Here is a 17,719-nt window from a genome sequence, read left to right on the forward strand (position 1 = left end):
GACTGCGAGCCTGCCTTGTACCTGTTTGAAAGCCTGAATCTGCTGATTCAACGTTACCTGCCTGAGGAGCAGATTAAGCGCCTCAAACAGGCATACCTCGTTGCACGTGATGCTCACGAGGGACAGACACGCTCCAGCGGTGAGCCCTACATTACTCACCCGGTTGCTGTGGCCTGTATTCTGGCGGAAATGCGTCTCGATCATGAGACGCTGATGGCAGCCCTGCTGCATGACGTCATCGAAGACACCCCAGCCACCTATCAGGATATGGAACAGCTGTTCGGCAAAAGCGTCGCCGAATTGGTTGAGGGCGTATCCAAGCTCGACAAGCTGAAATTCCAGGACAAAAAAGAAGCCCAGGCGGAAAACTTCCGCAAGATGATCATGGCGATGGTGCAGGATATCCGCGTCGTGTTGATTAAACTGGCCGACCGCACGCACAACATGCGTACCTTAGGTTCGCTGCGCCCCGACAAACGGCGGCGTATTGCGCGTGAAACCCTGGAAATCTACAGCCCACTGGCCCATCGTCTGGGTATTCACCACCTGAAAACCGAGCTGGAAGAGCTGGGTTTCGAGGCGTTGTATCCGAACCGTTATCGCGTAATCAAAGAAGTGGTGAAAGCCGCTCGCGGTAATCGTAAAGAGATGATCCAGAAGATTCTCGCCGAAATCGAGGGGCGATTGACCGAAGCCGGCATCCCCTGCCGCGTCAGCGGGCGAGAAAAACATCTGTATTCCATTTACCTCAAGATGCACCTGAAAGAACAGCGCTTCCATTCGATTATGGATATCTATGCGTTCCGGGTGATCGTGAAAGAGGTGGATACCTGCTACCGCGTGCTGGGTCAGGCTCACAGCCTGTATAAACCGCGCCCTGGCAGGGTCAAAGACTATATCGCCATTCCCAAGGCCAACGGCTATCAATCGCTGCACACTTCACTTATCGGCCCGCATGGCGTTCCGGTAGAGGTGCAGATCCGTACCGAAGATATGGATCAGATGGCCGAAATGGGGGTCGCCGCGCACTGGGCTTATAAAGAGAAAGAACAGGGCGAAACCGGCACCACCGCGCAAATCCGAGCCCAGCGCTGGATGCAGAGCCTGCTGGAGCTGCAACAGAGCGCCGGTAGCTCGTTTGAATTTATTGAGAGCGTCAAATCCGATCTGTTCCCGGATGAGATTTACGTTTTCACCCCGGAAGGCCGCATCGTTGAATTGCCTGCGGGCGCCACCCCGGTCGATTTCGCCTACGCGGTGCATACCGATATCGGCCACGCCTGCGTTGGCGCACGGGTTGATCGTCAGCCATACCCGCTGTCGCAGTCACTGACCAGCGGCCAGACGGTCGAAATCATCACCGCTCCGGGCGCACGACCAAACGCCGCCTGGCTGAACTTTGTCGTCAGTTCCAAAGCGCGCGCTAAAATTCGCCAGATGTTGAAAAACCTCAAGCGCGATGATTCGGTTGGCCTCGGCCGCCGTTTGTTAAACCATGCGTTGGGCGGCAGTCGCAAACTGGCCGAGATCCCGCCGGAAAATATCCAACACGAGTTGGATCGCATGAAGCTGGCGACGCTGGACGATCTGCTGGCTGAAATCGGCCTGGGCAATGCCATGAGCGTCGTGGTCGCGAAAAACCTGCAGGGCGATCAGTCCAATCTGGGCACCTCTTCCGGCGTTCGTAATCTGGCGATCAAGGGCGCAGACGGCGTGCTGATCACCTTTGCCAAATGCTGCCGACCTATTCCGGGTGACCCAATTATCGCCCACGTCAGCCCAGGTAAAGGCCTGGTGATCCACCATGAATCCTGTCGCAATATCCGCGGCTACCAGAAAGAACCTGAAAAGTTCATGGCGGTAGAGTGGGATAAAGACATCGAGCAGGAATTCATTGCCGAGATCAAAGTGGACATGTTTAACCATCAGGGGGCGCTGGCCAACCTGACGGCAGCCATCAATGCAGCTGAGTCCAATATTCAAAGCCTGAATACCGAAGAGAAAGACGGCCGGGTTTATAGCGCCTTTATCCGCTTGACCACCCGCGATCGCATCCATCTGGCAAATATTATGCGTAAAATCCGTATCATGCCGGATGTCATCAAAGTTAACCGTAACCGAAATTAGCGCTTATGAGCCCTGAACGCTATGCGCGGATTTGTGAAATGCTGGCCACCCGGCAGCCGGATTTAACCGTCTGCCTGGAACAGGTTCACAAACCGCATAACGTCTCCGCCATTATCCGCACCGCCGACGCTGTCGGCGTGCATCAGGTGCATGCCGTGTGGCCAACTACACGCATGCGAACCCTGGTTTCCTCCGCCGCCGGCAGCAACAGCTGGGTCAATGTTCAAACCCATCGCACTATCGGCGACGCCGTCACTCATCTGAAAGGCCAGGGCATGCAGATCCTGGCGACTAACCTTTCCGCCCGGGCGGTAGACTTTCGCGAAGTGGATTACACTCGCCCTACCTGCGTCCTGCTGGGCCAGGAAAAAACCGGCATTACCGAAGAAGCGCTGGCGCTTGCCGATCAGGACATCATTATTCCGATGATCGGTATGGTGCAGTCACTCAACGTGTCGGTTGCCTCAGCCTTGATCCTGTACGAAGCGCAACGCCAGCGACAAAATGCCGGCCTGTATCGCCGTGAGCACAGTATGCTCGACGCAGAAGAACAACAACGTCTGCTGTTTGAAGGTGGCTACCCGGTGCTGGCCAACGTGGCCAAGCGTAAAAAGCTGCCGCGTCCTCATATCGATCAACAGGGCCAGGTGGTCGCCGATGCCGAATGGTGGGCGGCCATGCAGGCGACGGTACGCAAATGAAAGGCCGTCTGCTGGATGCTGTCCCACTCACTACGCTTTCCGGGGTTGGCGCCAGCCAGGCGGGCAAACTGGCCAAGATTGGCCTGGAAACCATTCAAGATCTGCTGCTGCACCTGCCGCTGCGCTATGAAGACCGCACCCGCCTCTACCCGATAAACGATCTGCAGCCTGGCATTTTTGCCACGGTGGAAGGCGAAGTGCTGCGTACCGACATCAGTTTTGGACGCAGGCGGATGCTGACCAGCCAGATCAGCGACGGTACCGGCCTGCTCACCCTGCGTTTCTTCAATTTCAACGCCGCGATGAAAAACAGCCTGGCCACCGGCCGTCGCGTGACCGCCTACGGTGAAGTCAAACGCGGTAACCACGGCGCCGAAATTATTCACCCTGAATATCGCATTCAAGGGGAAAGCAGCGAAGTTGAGCTGCAAGAGTCATTGACACCGGTTTATCCCACCACCGAAGGCATACGCCAGGCCACGCTGCGCAAGCTGACCGATCAGGCGCTGGAGTTGCTGGATACCTGCGCTATTGCCGAACTGCTGCCGCCGGAACTGAGCGGCGGTCTGATGAGCCTGCCACAGGCGCTGCATACCCTGCACCGCCCGCCGCCGGATATCCAATTGGCGGATTTGGAACAGGGCAAGCATCCGGCGCAAAAACGCCTGATCCTGGAAGAACTGTTGGCGCATAACCTCAGCATGCTGGCGGTACGAGCCGGTGCGCAGAGCTATCAGGCCCTGCCGTTAATGCCCGACGACCGGCTTAAAAAGCAATTCCTCGCCCAGTTGCCCTTTGCCCCCACCGGCGCGCAAGATCGCGTAGTGGCCGATATCGAAGCCGATATGCAAAAAGGCTTCCCGATGATGCGCCTGGTGCAAGGCGACGTCGGTTCCGGCAAAACGCTGGTGGCCGCGCTGGCAGCACTGCGCGCTATCGCTCACGGCAAGCAGGTGGCGTTAATGGCCCCGACGGAACTGCTGGCCGAACAGCACGCCAATAACTTCCGTCAGTGGTTTGAGCCGCTGGGGTTAGAGGTTGGTTGGCTGGCCGGCAAGCAAAAAGGCAAGGCGCGTATCGCACAGCAAGAGGCAATTGCCAGCGGGCAGGTCTCCATGGTGGTCGGTACCCACGCCATCTTCCAGGAACAGGTGCAATTTTCCGGTCTGGCGCTGGTGATCATCGATGAACAGCACCGTTTTGGCGTACACCAGCGGCTGGCACTGTGGGAGAAAGGCGAAGAACAAGGCTTCCATGCCCATCAGTTGATCATGACCGCCACGCCAATCCCACGCACGCTGGCAATGACCGCCTATGCCGATCTCGACACCTCGGTGATCGACGAACTGCCACCGGGCAGAACGCCCGTCACTACCGTTGCCATTCCAGACACCCGGCGCGCCGATATTATTCAGCGGGTGAAAAGCGCCTGTATGGAAGAAGGTCGCCAGGCGTACTGGGTTTGTACCCTGATCGAAGAATCCGAACTGCTGGAAGCCCAGGCAGCCGAAGCCACCTGGGAAGAATTGAAAACCGCGCTGCCAGAGCTGAAAGTGGCGCTAGTGCACGGTCGCATGAAAGCACAAGAGAAACAGGCGGTAATGCAGGCCTTTAAACAGGGTGAGCTGCAGTTGTTGGTGGCGACGACGGTGATCGAGGTGGGGGTCGACGTGCCCAACGCCAGCCTGATGATTATCGAAAACCCCGAGCGACTGGGGCTGGCGCAACTGCACCAGTTGCGGGGTCGCGTAGGTCGCGGCGCCGTAGCATCTCACTGCGTGTTGTTGTACAAAACCCCGTTGAGCAAAACGGCGCAAAAGCGCCTGCAGGTGCTGCGCGACAGTAATGACGGTTTCGTTATTGCCCAACGCGATCTGGAAATCCGCGGTCCCGGTGAACTGTTGGGCACGCGCCAAACCGGCAGTGCTGAGTTCAAAGTGGCGGATTTGCTGCGCGATCAGGCGATGATCCCGGAAGTACAACGCGTCGCCCGCCATATTCACCAGCAGTACCCGGAGCATGCCAGAGCCCTGATTGAACGCTGGCTACCGGAGAAAGCACGTTACTCCAATGCCTGATTTTCAGGCAGAGAAAAGGCGCCAGATAGGCGCCTTTTTCGTTATTACGACCGGTTAATCAGCCAATCGCCGGAAACACCGGCAACAGCAGATACAGCTTAATCACAATCGCGTTGGCGATATCGATAAAGAACGCCCCGACCATAGGCACCACCAGAAACGCCAGGTGCGATGGACCGAAGCGATCGGTAATCGCCTGCATGTTGGCGATCGCCGTAGGCGTGGCTCCCATGCCGAAACCGCAGTGGCCCGCAGCCAACACCGCTGCATCGTAATTTTTACCCATCACCCGATAAGTAACGAAGATTGCGTACAGCGCCATCACCAGCGTCTGTACGGCCAGGATCGCCAGCATTGGCAGCGCCAGAGAAGCCAGCTCCCACAAACGCAGGCTCATCAACGCCATCGCCAGGAACAGCGACAGGCTAACGTTGCCCAGCACCGACACCGCACGCTCAAACACGGTATAAAACCCGGTGAAGGCCAGGGTGTTGCTGAGGATCACCCCAACGAACAGCACGCAAACAAAGTTGGGTAATTCAAATACCGTACCGCTCAGCAAGCCGGAGATAAACTGCCCCAGGCTCAGGCAGATGGCGATCATCGCGATGGTTTCAATCATGATCAGCGAGGTGATCAAACGGCCGCTCTCCGGTTTTTCAAAACCGCTTGGCTGGACGCTGTCATCCGGCGAGCCTTCCGGGGTGGAAGAGTGCTTCACCAGGTAACGCGCCACCGGACCGCCGATCAGGCCACCCAGAACCAGACCGAAGGTGGCACAGGCCATCGCCACTTCCGTGGCGTTTTCAAAGCCGTAGCGTTCGATAAACAACTTGCTCCAGGCCGCCCCGGTACCGTGACCGCCGGACAGGGTAATCGAGCCGGCGATCAGGCCCATCAACGGGTCCAGACCCAGCATTTTCGCCATGCCGATGCCGATAGCGTTCTGCACCAGCAGCAGGCCCAGCACCACAAACAGGAATACCATTAATGCCTTGCCACCCGCGCGCAACCGCGACAGGTTGGCGTTCAAACCGATGGTGGCGAAGAAGGCCAACATTAACGGGTCTTTCAGCGACATATCGAAGCTGATTTCCCAGTTAACGAACTTTTTCAGGGCTAACAACAGGAGTGCCACCAGTAAACCACCGGCGACAGGAGCGGGAATGGTGTATTTCCTCAACAGGGGGATGCTGGTGACGCATTTGCCCCCAAGGAGCAGAACCAATGTTGCTGCGACTAACGTGCCATAAGTATCAAGATGAAACATCCAGTTACTCCATGTAAGGGAAAAGATCCAATTAATAAATAATAAGTTAGAGAAAACCGCTTAGTTTTTAAAACTTGATGAGTGCAGGATTAGAAGTAAAAAACGCTGATAACACAAGAAAAAATGAACGAAAATGCGACATAAGTGACGATACTGCTAACAAAGCATTAACGCGCAACCGTTTGCTTTTATGGGCCAAATCATTAAAATGCCTGCTTTGCCGTTTCTGGAAATGCCACACCATGACCCAGCCATCCGCCGAGTTCGATGCTGCGCAAAAAGCATCCGCCACTCCCCGCAACAGTGAACTGATTTATCGCCTGGAAGATCGCCCGCCGCTGCCGCAAACGCTGTTTGCCGCCGGTCAGCACCTGTTGGCGATGTTCGTAGCCGTGATCACACCGGCCCTGTTGATTTGTCAGGCACTGGGTCTGCCGGCGCAGGACACTCAGCACATTATCAGCATGTCGCTGTTCGCCTCCGGCCTGGCCTCTATTTTACAAATCAAAACCTGGGGACCCGTCGGCTCGGGCTTGCTGTCTATTCAGGGCACCAGCTTTAACTTTGTTTCGCCGCTGATCATGGGCGGGCTGGCGCTGAAAAATGGCGGTGCGGACGTTCCCACCATGATGGCTGCGCTGTTCGGTACGCTGATGGTCGCCTCCTGCACCGAGATCCTGCTGTCACGCGTGTTGCACTTGGCACGGCGCATCATCACCCCGCTGGTCTCCGGCATTGTGGTGATGATTATCGGTTTGTCTCTGATTCAGGTCGGTTTGACTTCCATCGGCGGCGGCTATGCTGCGATGAACGGAGGTACCTTCGGCGCCCCCAAAAATCTGCTGCTGGCCGGCGCGGTATTACTGGTCATTATTCTGCTTAACCGTCAGCGCAATCCCTACCTGCGCGTCGCCTCACTGGTGATTGCCATGGCGGTGGGTTATCTGCTGGCCTGGGCCATGGGCATGCTGCCAGAAAGCCAGCCCACCCCCGAGACGGCGGCGATCATCATCCCGACCCCGCTGTATTACGGTCTGGGTTTTGACTGGAATCTGCTGCTGCCGCTGATGTTGATATTTATGGTCACCTCGCTGGAAACTATCGGCGATATCACCGCGACCTCTGACGTGTCGGAACAACCTGTCAGTGGCCCACTGTATATGAAGCGCCTTAAGGGCGGCGTACTGGCCAACGGCCTGAACTCCATGCTGTCGGCGGTGTTTAATACCTTCCCTAACTCCTGCTTCGGTCAAAACAATGGCGTGATCCAACTGACCGGCGTCGCCAGCCGCTACGTCGGCTTCGTGGTGGCACTGATGCTGATCGCGCTGGGGCTGTTCCCGGCGGTGGCCGGCTTCGTACAACACATTCCTGAGCCGGTATTGGGCGGCGCCACCCTGGTGATGTTCGGCACCATCGCCGCATCCGGTGTGCGCATCGTGTCGCGAGAGCGTCTGAACCGCCGTGCAATCATGATCATGGCGCTGTCGTTGGCCGTGGGGATGGGCGTTTCCCAGCAACCGTTGATCTTGCAGTTCGCACCGGACTGGCTGAAAACATTACTCTCCTCAGGCATTGCTGCCGGCGGCATCACTGCCATCGCGCTGAACCTGCTGTTCCCGCAGGAACACGAGAAACAATAATCCATCGAACTGCCTTGTGACAAACGGCCGCTTGCGGCCGTTTTTTATTGCCTATCAGACCATTGCACTTGAGATGCCCGGCCAATTGCGGCATAAACAGGGTATCTTTTTTGACCGACGCGGATGTAGACGATGAAATTTATCGGAAAACTGTTGCTGACGTTGCTGCTGCTGGTCGTGCTGGCCGTTGCACTGTTGTACGTCATAGGGCAAACCCGTTGGGCCGCGGGCTGGGTCAGCCGCTGGGTCAGCGATAACAGCGACTACCGCCTGTCGGTGGCGGCAATCTCGCACTCATGGAACCAGCCGGGCCAAATCAGCCTGGAAGACGTTCAGTTGGCCAAAAAAAATCAGCCTCAATCACTGGTTGCCAAACGTCTGGACCTCGGCCTCAGCCTGCGCCAAATTACCGAACCTCGTCATTTCCATAGCGTCACGCTGCGTGACGGCACGCTGAATCTGCAGCAGCAGGACGCAGCAATGCCAATACAGGCCGACGTGCTGCAACTGAGCAATATGGCGCTGCAATCCAACGATGAAACCTGGCAGCTCAACGCGCAGCAGGTCAACGCCGGCATCACGCCATGGCAACCCAAAGCCGGCCATCCATTAGGTGATAACAATCAGTTCCAGTTCAGTGCCGGCTCGATGACGCTCAATGGCATCCCGGCCTCTCAGGTGCTGGTTCAGGGCGAGCTGAAACAAAATCAGCTGCTGCTCAGCAATTTCGGCGCCGACCTGGCGCAGGGGGATTTGACCGGCGTAGCCACTCGCGCCGCCGACGGCAGTTGGCAGGTAGAGCGACTGAGGCTCAGCGGCGTGCGCATGCAGACACCGCTGACACTGGAACAGTTCTGGCAACGTTTTACCGCTCTGCCCCCCGTCACGCTCAAACGTTTTGATCTGATAGATGCACGGCTGGAAGGCAAGGAGTGGGCATTTAACGATCTCGACCTGTCACTGCAAAATGTCACCTTCCAACAGGGCGGCTGGAGCAGCCAGGACGGTTCGCTGAACTTTAACGCCAGCGACCTGATCAATGGCAGTTTCCATCTGATTGATCCGATCATGAATATGCGACTCTCGCCGGCCGGCATCGCCATTCAGCAGTTCACCACCCGCTGGGAAGGTGGGTTATTGCGCACCACGGGAAACTGGCTGCGTGCCAACAACCGCCTGCAGCTGGATGAGGTCGCTGTCGCTGCGTTGGAATACACCTTACCTATAGACTGGCGCGCATTGTGGTTACAACCGCTGCCGAACTGGCTGGCGGAGGTGTATGTCAATAAACTGACCACCAACCGTAACCTGATCATCGATATCAACCCGGCCTTCCCTTTCCAGATCACCGCACTGGACGGTTATGGCAGCAACCTGCTGCTGGCGCGCGACCACCAGTGGGGCATCTGGTCCGGCACGCTGAATTTGAACGGAAGTGAAGCTACCTTCAACAAGATTGACGTGCGCCGACCATCGCTGGCGCTGAACGCCAATGACGGGCAGATCAACGTCACCGAGCTCAGCGCCTTTATGCCGCAGGGGTTGTTGGATGCCAAAGCCACCGTCGAGCAGCTGCCGGGCAAGCCTTTTACGCTGTCGCTGAATGGGCGTTCGGTACCGGTAAACACTCTGCAACAGTGGGGATGGCAAGCGGTGCCGCTGGAAGGCGACGGTAATCTGCAATTACAGTTGAAAGGTTTGTTGAACAGCGATGGGCCATTTAAGGCTTCATTGCAGGGCAGGTTGCAGGCAACTGCCGCCGATGGCCAAACGGTCAACCAGCAACTGCCTTAATCCTGGATAGGCCCTCTCCGCATAGAGAGGGCCTGGGTGTTAACTGTCTATCGCCTCACAGCCGCCCTGATCCAGGGGGACTTCCGGCTCGGCCGGCAACACCATATAAGTGCCTTCAAATACCGCACCTTTGTCGTCGTCACCGAACAAATGGACTTCCGCCTGCACGCGAGCGCGGCGGCCACGGGCCAAACGGGCCAGATCGCCGCTCAACGAGCTGAGATCCGCCACTGCACGCGGTCGGCCTGTGATGGGCTTGCTGTAACGAATATGGGCATCGGCCAAAATGATGGTGCCACCGAGATGGCGCTCACGCAGCAATAGCCAGATCAGGCCCCAGGCGGTCAAGGTGGCCAGAGAGAACAGGCTGCCGGCAAACAACGTGTGGTGCGGGTTCTGGTTGCCAATTTCCGGCATGGTAGTGACAAAACGCTGGCCGGTATATTGGCTGATGCGCACCCCCATCTTCTCGCTGAGCGGAATGTGATCGTACCAGGCCTGCTGCAGCTGACCGCACCAGTCGGGCCGATGCAGGATGTCGTCCAGCGTCGCCACCGGTTTGATCATCAGGAAATGGCGAATCGGCGTGGTTTGCGGCGCGGTGATCTCACCCTGATTAATGAAACCCAGCTTGGCAAAGAAATCTACCGCGTCTTCACGGGCGCTACAGACTACGCGCTTCACGCCCTCCTGGCGCGCCACGGATTCCAGCGTCATGGCTACCAGCGTCCCCAGGCCTTTGTCCTGCACCGTCGGGTCTACCGCCAGAAAACGAATCGCGGCTTCGTTATCGGCATTGATGTACAGTCGCCCAATGGCGACAATTTTTCCGCTCTCGTCCACCACCATCTGATGATGTGCCATGGCGTCGTAGGCATCCTTTTCCGACCCCACCGGCTGGTGCAACGGCTTGCGCAGCATTTCCCAGCGGAACTGGTAATACTCTTTCAGTTCTTGCTCTGTTACCGGTACTCGTAGGTGATACATAGACGCCTTCTCTCTCAGAATTCTTAGACTTGAAGCCAAAACGTCACCGGCCCGTCGTTCACCAGCGCGACTTTCATGTCGGCCGCAAACTCACCGGTTTGGGTTTCGATACCGCGTTCGCGGCATTGGCCAACAAAATATTGGTATAACCGATCGGCCTCTTGCGGTACCGCACCGCGAGAGAAACTCGGACGCATCCCCTTTTGCGTGTCGGCCACCAGCGTGAACTGCGAGACCACCAGCAAACTGCCCCCTGCCTGTTGGACGTTGAGATTCATTTTGTCGTTCTCATCGCCAAAGATGCGGTAGCCCAATACGCGCTCACACAGGCGCTCGGCCTTCTGTTCGTTATCGTCCTGCTCCACGCCCAATAACACTAACAAACCGGGGCCTATGTTGCCTACCGTCTGGCCTTCCACCGTGACGCTGGCATTTAATACCCGTTGAATTAACGCAATCATAACTGCCCTTCTGATGACTGTTCCTGTTGTTGTGCCTTTTGCTGTCGGTAGTCGCGGTATTCCCCAATGGTAACCGTGATTTCCGCGCCGAGTAACACGATACACCAGCTCCAGTAGACCCAAAGGAATAAAATGGGGATCACCGCCAACACGCCGTAAATCAGCTGATAAGACGGGAACATGGTGACATACAGCGCAAACCCCTTCTTGCCCAGCTCAAACAGCAAACCAGCCACCAGCGCGCCAATCAACGCATCCTTGGGTGGCACCCTAACCGTCGGCACGATGCAATACAGCAGCCAGAACGATATCCACGACAGGATCAGCGGGAAAATACGCAGCACCTGATCCACCAGGCTGTTGACGCCGGTCTGCGCCAGCCAGTTAAGCGACAGCAGATAGGAACTGATCGCCATACTGGCCCCCACCAACAGCGGCCCCAGGGTCAGCACCATCCAGTACACGGCGAAAGAAAACACGATAGGACGCTGATTCTTGCTGCGCCAGATGGTGTTGAGCACGCTGTCCACCGACGAGATCAGCAACAGCGCAGTGACTATCAGGCCGCAGGTCCCGACGGCGGTCATCTTGTTGGAGTTGGCGACAAACTGCTCCAGATAACTTTGAATTACGTTGCCGGCGGCCGGCATGAAGTTGGAAAAGATAAAGCTTTTCAGTTGAACGCTGATGTCGGAGAACATCGGGAACGCGGCAAACAGCGCAAACACCACGGTCACCAGAGGTACCAGTGACAACAGTGATACGTAGGCCAGGTGGCCCGCCAACATGGTCAGGCCATCGCTGTCGACGCGTTTAATCAGCAGTCGTAAAAAGGTGACGCTGGGTTTGATCGAAGCGGGCAGCTTCTTGCGGCGGAAAAACGACATGGCCACTCCTTGATGTCAGTTTGTACGCCTTAAGCTTAACCCTTTGCGGTCATTGGGCAAAATAAGCCGGTACTACGTCGCGGTCGGTCACGTGAACCGTTTTGATGCCAAGCGCCTGGGCAGCAGCGACGTTATCCGGGTGATCGTCAAAGAACACCGCGTCGTCCGGCGAGGTATTTTCTGCATCCAGTACGTGCAGATAAATGTTGGCGTCCGGCTTACGCATGCCAAGATCCTGCGACAAATAGAGATGATCGGCGGCTTCGGCCACCTGCGGGTAGTGCTGCGGCCAGTAATTGCAGTGCAATCGGTTGGTGTTCGATAACACCACCACCCGGTGACCTTCGCTGCGCAGGCGCTTCATGATGTCGATCACTTCTGGACGCAGGGCGACAAACACCGCCTGCCAACCGGTAGCGAACTGCTCGAAACTGAGGGCAATCCCCATTTCGGCACTCAGCCCTTCGGCAAAGTCTTCATCGCTGATTTCACCGCGCTCGTGCTGCTGAAACAATTCGCCCATAGCAAAACGTTCGGACAAGACCGCCAATGGCGTACCGCTCAAACTGCTCCATACACCCAGTACACGTTTGAAATCGATATCGACGATCACATTACCTAAATCAAAGATATACAGCATAGTCCTCTCCTGATGGGCCGGTGAGATTTTACTGTAGCGGGAAAAGCAGAGGCTGAATAGAGAGCGGATGGAAAAGCGTATAGCACGCGGCAGAAATGAGAAAAGACAGAGGAAAAAACTCAGGGCGCTGGCGCGCCCTAAGTGTTGCAGACTAAATCGGCGATTAGGCTTCTTTAGGACCGCGGCTTGCACGCTTACGATCGTTTTCCGTCAGGTGACGCTTACGGATACGGATCGAGGTTGGCGTGACTTCTACCAGTTCGTCATCATCGATGAATTCCAGAGCTTGCTCCAGAGTCATTTTGATAGCCGGAACCAGGGTAGTGGCTTCGTCAGTACCGGAAGCACGCATGTTGGTCAGCTTCTTACCGGTCAGGCAGTTCACGGTCAGGTCGTTGGAACGTGAGTGAATACCGATGATCTGGCCTTCATACACTTCCGCACCGTGACCCAGGAACAGCTTGCCGCGATCTTGCAGACCGAACAGGGCGAACGCTACCGCTTTACCCTGGCCGTTAGAGATCAGCACGCCGTTCTGGCGCTGGCCAACTTCACCCGGACGCACGTCGTCGTAGTGGCTGAAGGTGGAGTACAGCAGACCGGTACCGGAAGTCATGGTCATGAACTCGTTACGGAAGCCAATCAAGCCGCGGCTTGGGATCACGTAGTCGAGACGCACACGGCCTTTACCGTCTGGATCCATGTTTTTCAGGTCAGCTTTACGCTCACCCATGGCTTGCATGACTGAACCCTGGTGCTGTTCTTCGATGTCCAAGGTCACGTTTTCGAACGGCTCTTGTTTACGACCATCGATTTCACGGAAGATTACTTTCGGACGGGATACCGCCAGTTCGAAACCTTCACGACGCATGTTTTCGATCAGAACCGACAGGTGAAGTTCACCACGGCCAGATACGCGGAATGCATCAGCATCTTCAGTTTCTTCAACGCGCAGTGCCACGTTGTGCACCAGTTCCTTGTTCAGACGCTCAAGGATTTGACGCGAAGTCACAAACTTACCTTCTTTACCACAGAAAGGTGAGGTGTTGACGTTGAAGAACATGGTTACGGTCGGCTCATCTACAGACAGCGCCGGCAGTGCTTCCACTGCAGAGGTGTCACAGATGGTGTCGGAAATGTTCAGCTCGCCCAGACCGGTGATAGCGATGATGTCGCCCGCTTCAGCCAGGGTAGACTCGATACGCTCCAGACCCATGTGGCCCAGCACTTTGCCCACTTTACCGTTGCGAGTTTTGCCTTCGCTATCGATGATGGTGACCTGCTGGTTTGGCTTCACTTTACCGCGCTTGATACGGCCGATACCGATCACGCCCAGGTAGTTGTTGTAGTCCAACTGGGAGATTTGCATCTGGAATGGCGCTTCGAGCTCAACCTGCGGTGCAGACACGTGGTCTACGATCGCTTGATACAGCGGAGTCATGTCTTCCGCCATCTCATTGTGGTCAGTACCGGCGATCCCCATCAATGCAGAAGCATAGATGATTGGGAAGTCGAGCTGCTCGTCGGTTGCGTCGAGGTTAACGAACAGGTCGAAGACCTGATCAACAACCCAATCAGGACGTGCGCCCGGACGGTCAACCTTGTTGATTACCACGATCGGCTTCAGACCATTAGCGAAGGCTTTTTTGGTCACGAAGCGGGTTTGCGGCATTGGGCCATCCATTGCATCCACAACCAGCAGCACCGAGTCAACCATTGACATCACACGCTCAACCTCACCGCCGAAGTCGGCGTGTCCTGGGGTATCCACGATGTTGATGCGGTAGTCTTTCCAATTAATGGCGGTGTTTTTTGCGAGGATGGTAATCCCACGCTCTTTCTCCAAATCGTTGGAGTCCATTACGCGTTCGGTGGCTTCTACACGCTCTCCGAAAGTACCGGATTGTTGCAGCAGCTTATCAACCAGGGTGGTCTTACCATGGTCAACGTGGGCAATAATGGCGATGTTACGCAAATTTTCGATCACAGCTTTGCCTCAGGCATTAGAAATAGCGCGCTATTGTACACGTATTAAGCGAGGGACTAAACAAGATCACAACAGTCTCTTATAAACAACTGTGTACAGGTCAGTATGTGATCCCTTTCACGGTGCAAAAAGCAGCATCCGGTGCACTTTTGCACCATTACAGTGCCCCACCCCGCACCGATTGCACCATTTAAGTGCAAAACGTCACTGATGGTGCATACTGATTCTGTGCAAAACCCACGCAGAAAGGCGATTAAAGCGCTTTAGCAAAGTTGGCACAGTTTTCGCTTTAGTCTTTTCAAGGCAAAAAAAGCCAGTTTCACAGATTCGTTCCACGACGACGACAATGATAAATCCGGGAGAGTTAAGTATGTCCGCTGAACACGTTTTGACGATGCTGAATGAGCATGAAGTGAAATTCGTAGACCTGCGTTTCACTGACACCAAGGGTAAAGAACAACACGTCACCATCCCTGCTCATCAGGTAAATGCCGACTTCTTCGAAGAAGGTAAAATGTTTGACGGTTCCTCGATCGGCGGTTGGAAGGGCATCAACGAATCTGACATGGTGCTGATGCCAGACGCCAGCACTGCGGTACTGGATCCGTTCTTCGAAGAATCTACCCTGATCATTCGCTGCGACATCCTCGAGCCAGGCACCATGCAGGGCTACGATCGTGACCCACGCTCCATCTCCAAGCGTGCAGAAGATTTCCTGCGCTCTTCCGGCATCGCGGACACCGTTCTGTTCGGGCCAGAGCCAGAATTCTTCCTGTTTGACGACATTCGTTTCGGCAGCAGCATCCGCGGTTCCCACGTGGCCATCGACGATATCGAAGGCGCATGGAACTCCGGCACCCAATACGATGGCGGCAACAAAGGCCACCGTCCGGCAGTCAAAGGCGGTTACTTCCCGGTTCCTCCGGTCGATTCTTCACAGGACATCCGTTCTACCATGTGTCTGACCATGGAAGAAATGGGCCTGGTCGTTGAAGCGCACCACCACGAAGTGGCAACCGCAGGTCAGAACGAAGTGGCAACCCGCTTCAACACCATGACCAAGAAAGCCGACGAAATCCAAATCTACAAATACGTGGTTCACAACGTGGCTCACGCATTTGGCAAAACCGCGACCTTCATGCCGAAACCAATGTTCGGTGATAACGGTTCCGGCATGCACTGCCACATGTCGCTGTCCAAGAACGGGACTAACCTGTTCGCCGGCGACAAATACGGCGGCCTGTCTGAGACTGCCCTGTTCTACATCGGCGGTATCATCAAGCACGCTAAAGCGATCAACGCCCTGGCCAACCCGACCACCAACTCTTACAAGCGTCTGGTCCCAGGCTACGAAGCTCCGGTCATGCTGGCTTATTCTGCCCGTAACCGTTCCGCTTCCATCCGTATCCCAGTGGTTGCCAGCCCGAAAGCGCGCCGTATCGAAGCCCGTTTCCCGGATCCAGCGGCTAACCCGTACCTGTGCTTCGCGGCCCTGCTGATGGCAGGCCTGGACGGTGTGATTAACAAAATCCACCCTGGCGACGCCATGGACAAAAACCTGTATGACCTGCCACCGGAAGAAGAAGCTGAAATTCCAAAAGTTGCAGGCTCCCTGGATGAAGCGCTGGCAGCACTGAGCGAAGACCGCGAGTTCCTGACCCGTGGCGGCGTATTCACCGACGACGCTATCGATGCTTACATCGATCTGCGCAAAGAAGAGATGGACCGCGTTCGCATGACGCCACACCCGGTTGAATTCGAACTGTACTACAGCGTTTAAGTTTTACCGCGCCGTCTGCGGGCGGCGCCCAGATTTAGTTGTCTTTTTTTGTTGCCGTGGAAACTTTCAGCCCATCTTCGGATGGGTTTTTTTCTCCACCGTATTTTCTGCAAAACTATTCCATACCGCGTGCATAACGGATGGAGTAGGATAAATGCACTAAAAAGGTGCAGTCGTCTGCTATGCCCAAGAGATTTCACGGTGCAGCTAGGCGGCAACCGAGCGAACCGACAGGAGCTTGGTCTGCCAAGTGACTGGTGTGAGTAAGAGCAGCCAACAACGCTGCGTCTTGAAAGATAAAGGGCATATATGGCAACTGGCAAGCTGCCCGACGCAGGGCAGATCCTCAATTCTCTCATCAACAGCATCCTGCTGTTGGATGACTCACTGGCGGTTCATTACGCCAATCCGGCAGCACAACAACTGCTGGCACAAAGTTCTCGTAAACTTTTCGGTACACCGTTACCCGATTTGCTCGGTTATTTCTCACTGAACGTCGATCTGATGCGTGAGAGCCTGCATGCCGGTCAGGGCTTTACCGATAACGAAGTGACCCTGGTGGTTGACGGGCGTGCGCATATCCTCTCCCTGACCGCACAGGCGCTGCCTGATGGCTATATCCTGATCGAACTGGCGCCAATGGATAACCAACGCCGTTTGAGCCAGGAACAACTTCAGCACGCCCAGCAGGTGGCAGCCCGCGATCTGGTCCGTGGCCTGGCGCATGAAATTAAAAACCCGCTTGGCGGACTGCGCGGCGCGGCACAGCTACTGGCCAAAGCGCTGCCCGATCCGTCGCTGACCGAATACACCAAGGTGATCATTGAGCAGGCCGATCGCCTGCGCAACCTGGTCGATCGCCTGCTCGGCCCGCAGCGGCCGGGCCAGCACATAACCCAAAGCATTCATCAGGTGGCAGAGCGAGTGTGCCAACTGGTGTCGCTGGAGAAGCCGGATAACGTGACGCTGGTGCGGGACTACGACCCGAGCCTGCCTGAAATGGCGCACGACCCGGATCAAATCGAACAGGTATTGCTGAACATCACCCGCAATGCGCTGCAGGCGCTGGGAGAAACAGGCGGCACCATCACGCTGCGCACTCGTACTGCTTTCCAGATCACCCTGCACGGCACCCGCTACCGGTTAGCGGCACGTATCGACGTAGAAGATGACGGCCCCGGTGTGCCGGCGCAGTTGCAGGACACGCTATTTTACCCGATGGTCAGCGGCCGCGAAGGCGGGACCGGCCTGGGGTTATCCATCGCCCGTAATCTTATCGATCAGCATTGCGGAAAAATTGAATTTAACAGTTGGCCAGGACATACCGAATTCTCGGTTTACCTGCCTATTCGCCAGTGAGGTTT

General features: G+C 56.1%; 13 protein-coding genes. 7 read left to right on the forward strand and 6 right to left on the reverse strand.

The features are described 5' to 3' along the window. The first annotated feature begins 15 nt into the window (after positions 1-15). From spoT to recG, 3 genes are read left to right on the forward strand one after another with little or no spacing between them, the layout of a single operon-like run. The gene (gene spoT / locus M495_RS23925; RefSeq protein ID WP_020837653.1) at positions 16-2,127 is read left to right on the forward strand and encodes a bifunctional GTP diphosphokinase/guanosine-3',5'-bis pyrophosphate 3'-pyrophosphohydrolase; all 2,112 of its coding nucleotides are present in this window, start codon (positions 16-18) and stop codon (positions 2,125-2,127) included. Positions 2,128-2,132: 5 nt separating this feature from the next. Continuing rightward, positions 2,133-2,828, forward strand: a complete 696-nt coding sequence (trmH, locus tag M495_RS23930) for a tRNA (guanosine(18)-2'-O)-methyltransferase TrmH (protein WP_020837654.1) — start codon at positions 2,133-2,135, stop codon at positions 2,826-2,828. Next, a complete protein-coding gene (recG, locus tag M495_RS23935; protein ID WP_041415744.1) occupies positions 2,825-4,906 on the forward strand; it encodes an ATP-dependent DNA helicase RecG in 2,082 nt (693 codons plus the stop codon). Before trmH ends, recG begins: the two co-directional genes overlap by 4 nt. 58 nt (positions 4,907-4,964) lie before the next feature. Here recG and gltS read toward each other — a convergent pair whose 3' ends face one another. Further along, positions 4,965-6,176 (reverse strand): sodium/glutamate symporter, encoded by a 1,212-nt coding sequence (gene gltS / locus M495_RS23940; protein ID WP_020837656.1) that lies wholly within the window; start codon positions 6,174-6,176, stop codon positions 4,965-4,967. 242 nt (positions 6,177-6,418) lie between these two features. On the opposite strand from gltS, the gene M495_RS23945 reads away from it, so the two are divergent. Next, positions 6,419-7,819: a nucleobase:cation symporter-2 family protein gene (locus M495_RS23945; protein WP_020837657.1), complete on the forward strand. Its 1,401-nt coding sequence runs from the start codon at positions 6,419-6,421 to the stop codon at positions 7,817-7,819. A gap of 132 nt (positions 7,820-7,951) precedes the next feature. Beyond that, entirely contained in the window at positions 7,952-9,613 is a 1,662-nt protein-coding gene (locus M495_RS23950; protein WP_020837658.1) for an AsmA family protein, read from the forward strand. Between the two features lie 39 nt (positions 9,614-9,652). Here the strand turns inward: M495_RS23950 and fabY are convergent, their stop codons facing one another. The 5 genes from fabY to typA all read right to left on the reverse strand — a co-directional run bounded on the left by fabY (position 9,653) and on the right by typA (position 14,575). Continuing rightward, positions 9,653-10,600 (reverse strand): fatty acid biosynthesis protein FabY, encoded by a 948-nt coding sequence (gene fabY, locus M495_RS23955; RefSeq protein ID WP_020837659.1) that lies wholly within the window; start codon positions 10,598-10,600, stop codon positions 9,653-9,655. Positions 10,601-10,623: 23 nt separating this feature from the next. Further along, the gene (dtd, locus tag M495_RS23960; protein ID WP_020837661.1) at positions 10,624-11,061 is read right to left on the reverse strand and encodes a D-aminoacyl-tRNA deacylase; all 438 of its coding nucleotides are present in this window, start codon (positions 11,059-11,061) and stop codon (positions 10,624-10,626) included. Beyond that, the gene (locus tag M495_RS23965) at positions 11,058-11,948 is read right to left on the reverse strand and encodes a virulence factor BrkB family protein (protein ID WP_020837662.1); all 891 of its coding nucleotides are present in this window, start codon (positions 11,946-11,948) and stop codon (positions 11,058-11,060) included. Before M495_RS23965 ends, dtd begins: the two co-directional genes overlap by 4 nt. Positions 11,949-11,997: 49 nt before the next feature. Beyond that, entirely contained in the window at positions 11,998-12,588 is a 591-nt protein-coding gene (gene yihX, locus M495_RS23970; RefSeq protein ID WP_020837663.1) for a glucose-1-phosphatase, read from the reverse strand. A 163-nt stretch (positions 12,589-12,751) separates the two neighbouring features. Then, a complete protein-coding gene (typA, locus tag M495_RS23975; protein WP_020837665.1) occupies positions 12,752-14,575 on the reverse strand; it encodes a ribosome-dependent GTPase TypA in 1,824 nt (607 codons plus the stop codon). Positions 14,576-14,945: 370 nt separating this feature from the next. On the opposite strand from typA, the gene glnA reads away from it, so the two are divergent. Next, on the forward strand, positions 14,946-16,355 hold the full coding sequence (glnA, locus tag M495_RS23980) for a glutamate--ammonia ligase (RefSeq protein WP_020837667.1): 1,410 nt from the start codon (positions 14,946-14,948) through the stop codon (positions 16,353-16,355). Positions 16,356-16,664: 309 nt separating this feature from the next. Then, on the forward strand, positions 16,665-17,714 hold the full coding sequence (gene glnL / locus M495_RS23985) for a nitrogen regulation protein NR(II) (RefSeq protein ID WP_020837668.1): 1,050 nt from the start codon (positions 16,665-16,667) through the stop codon (positions 17,712-17,714). Positions 17,715-17,719 lie beyond the last annotated feature (5 nt).

Origin of the sequence: Serratia liquefaciens ATCC 27592, assembly GCF_000422085.1 — a bacterium.
GTDB classification, from domain to species: Bacteria; Pseudomonadota; Gammaproteobacteria; order Enterobacterales; family Enterobacteriaceae; genus Serratia; species Serratia liquefaciens.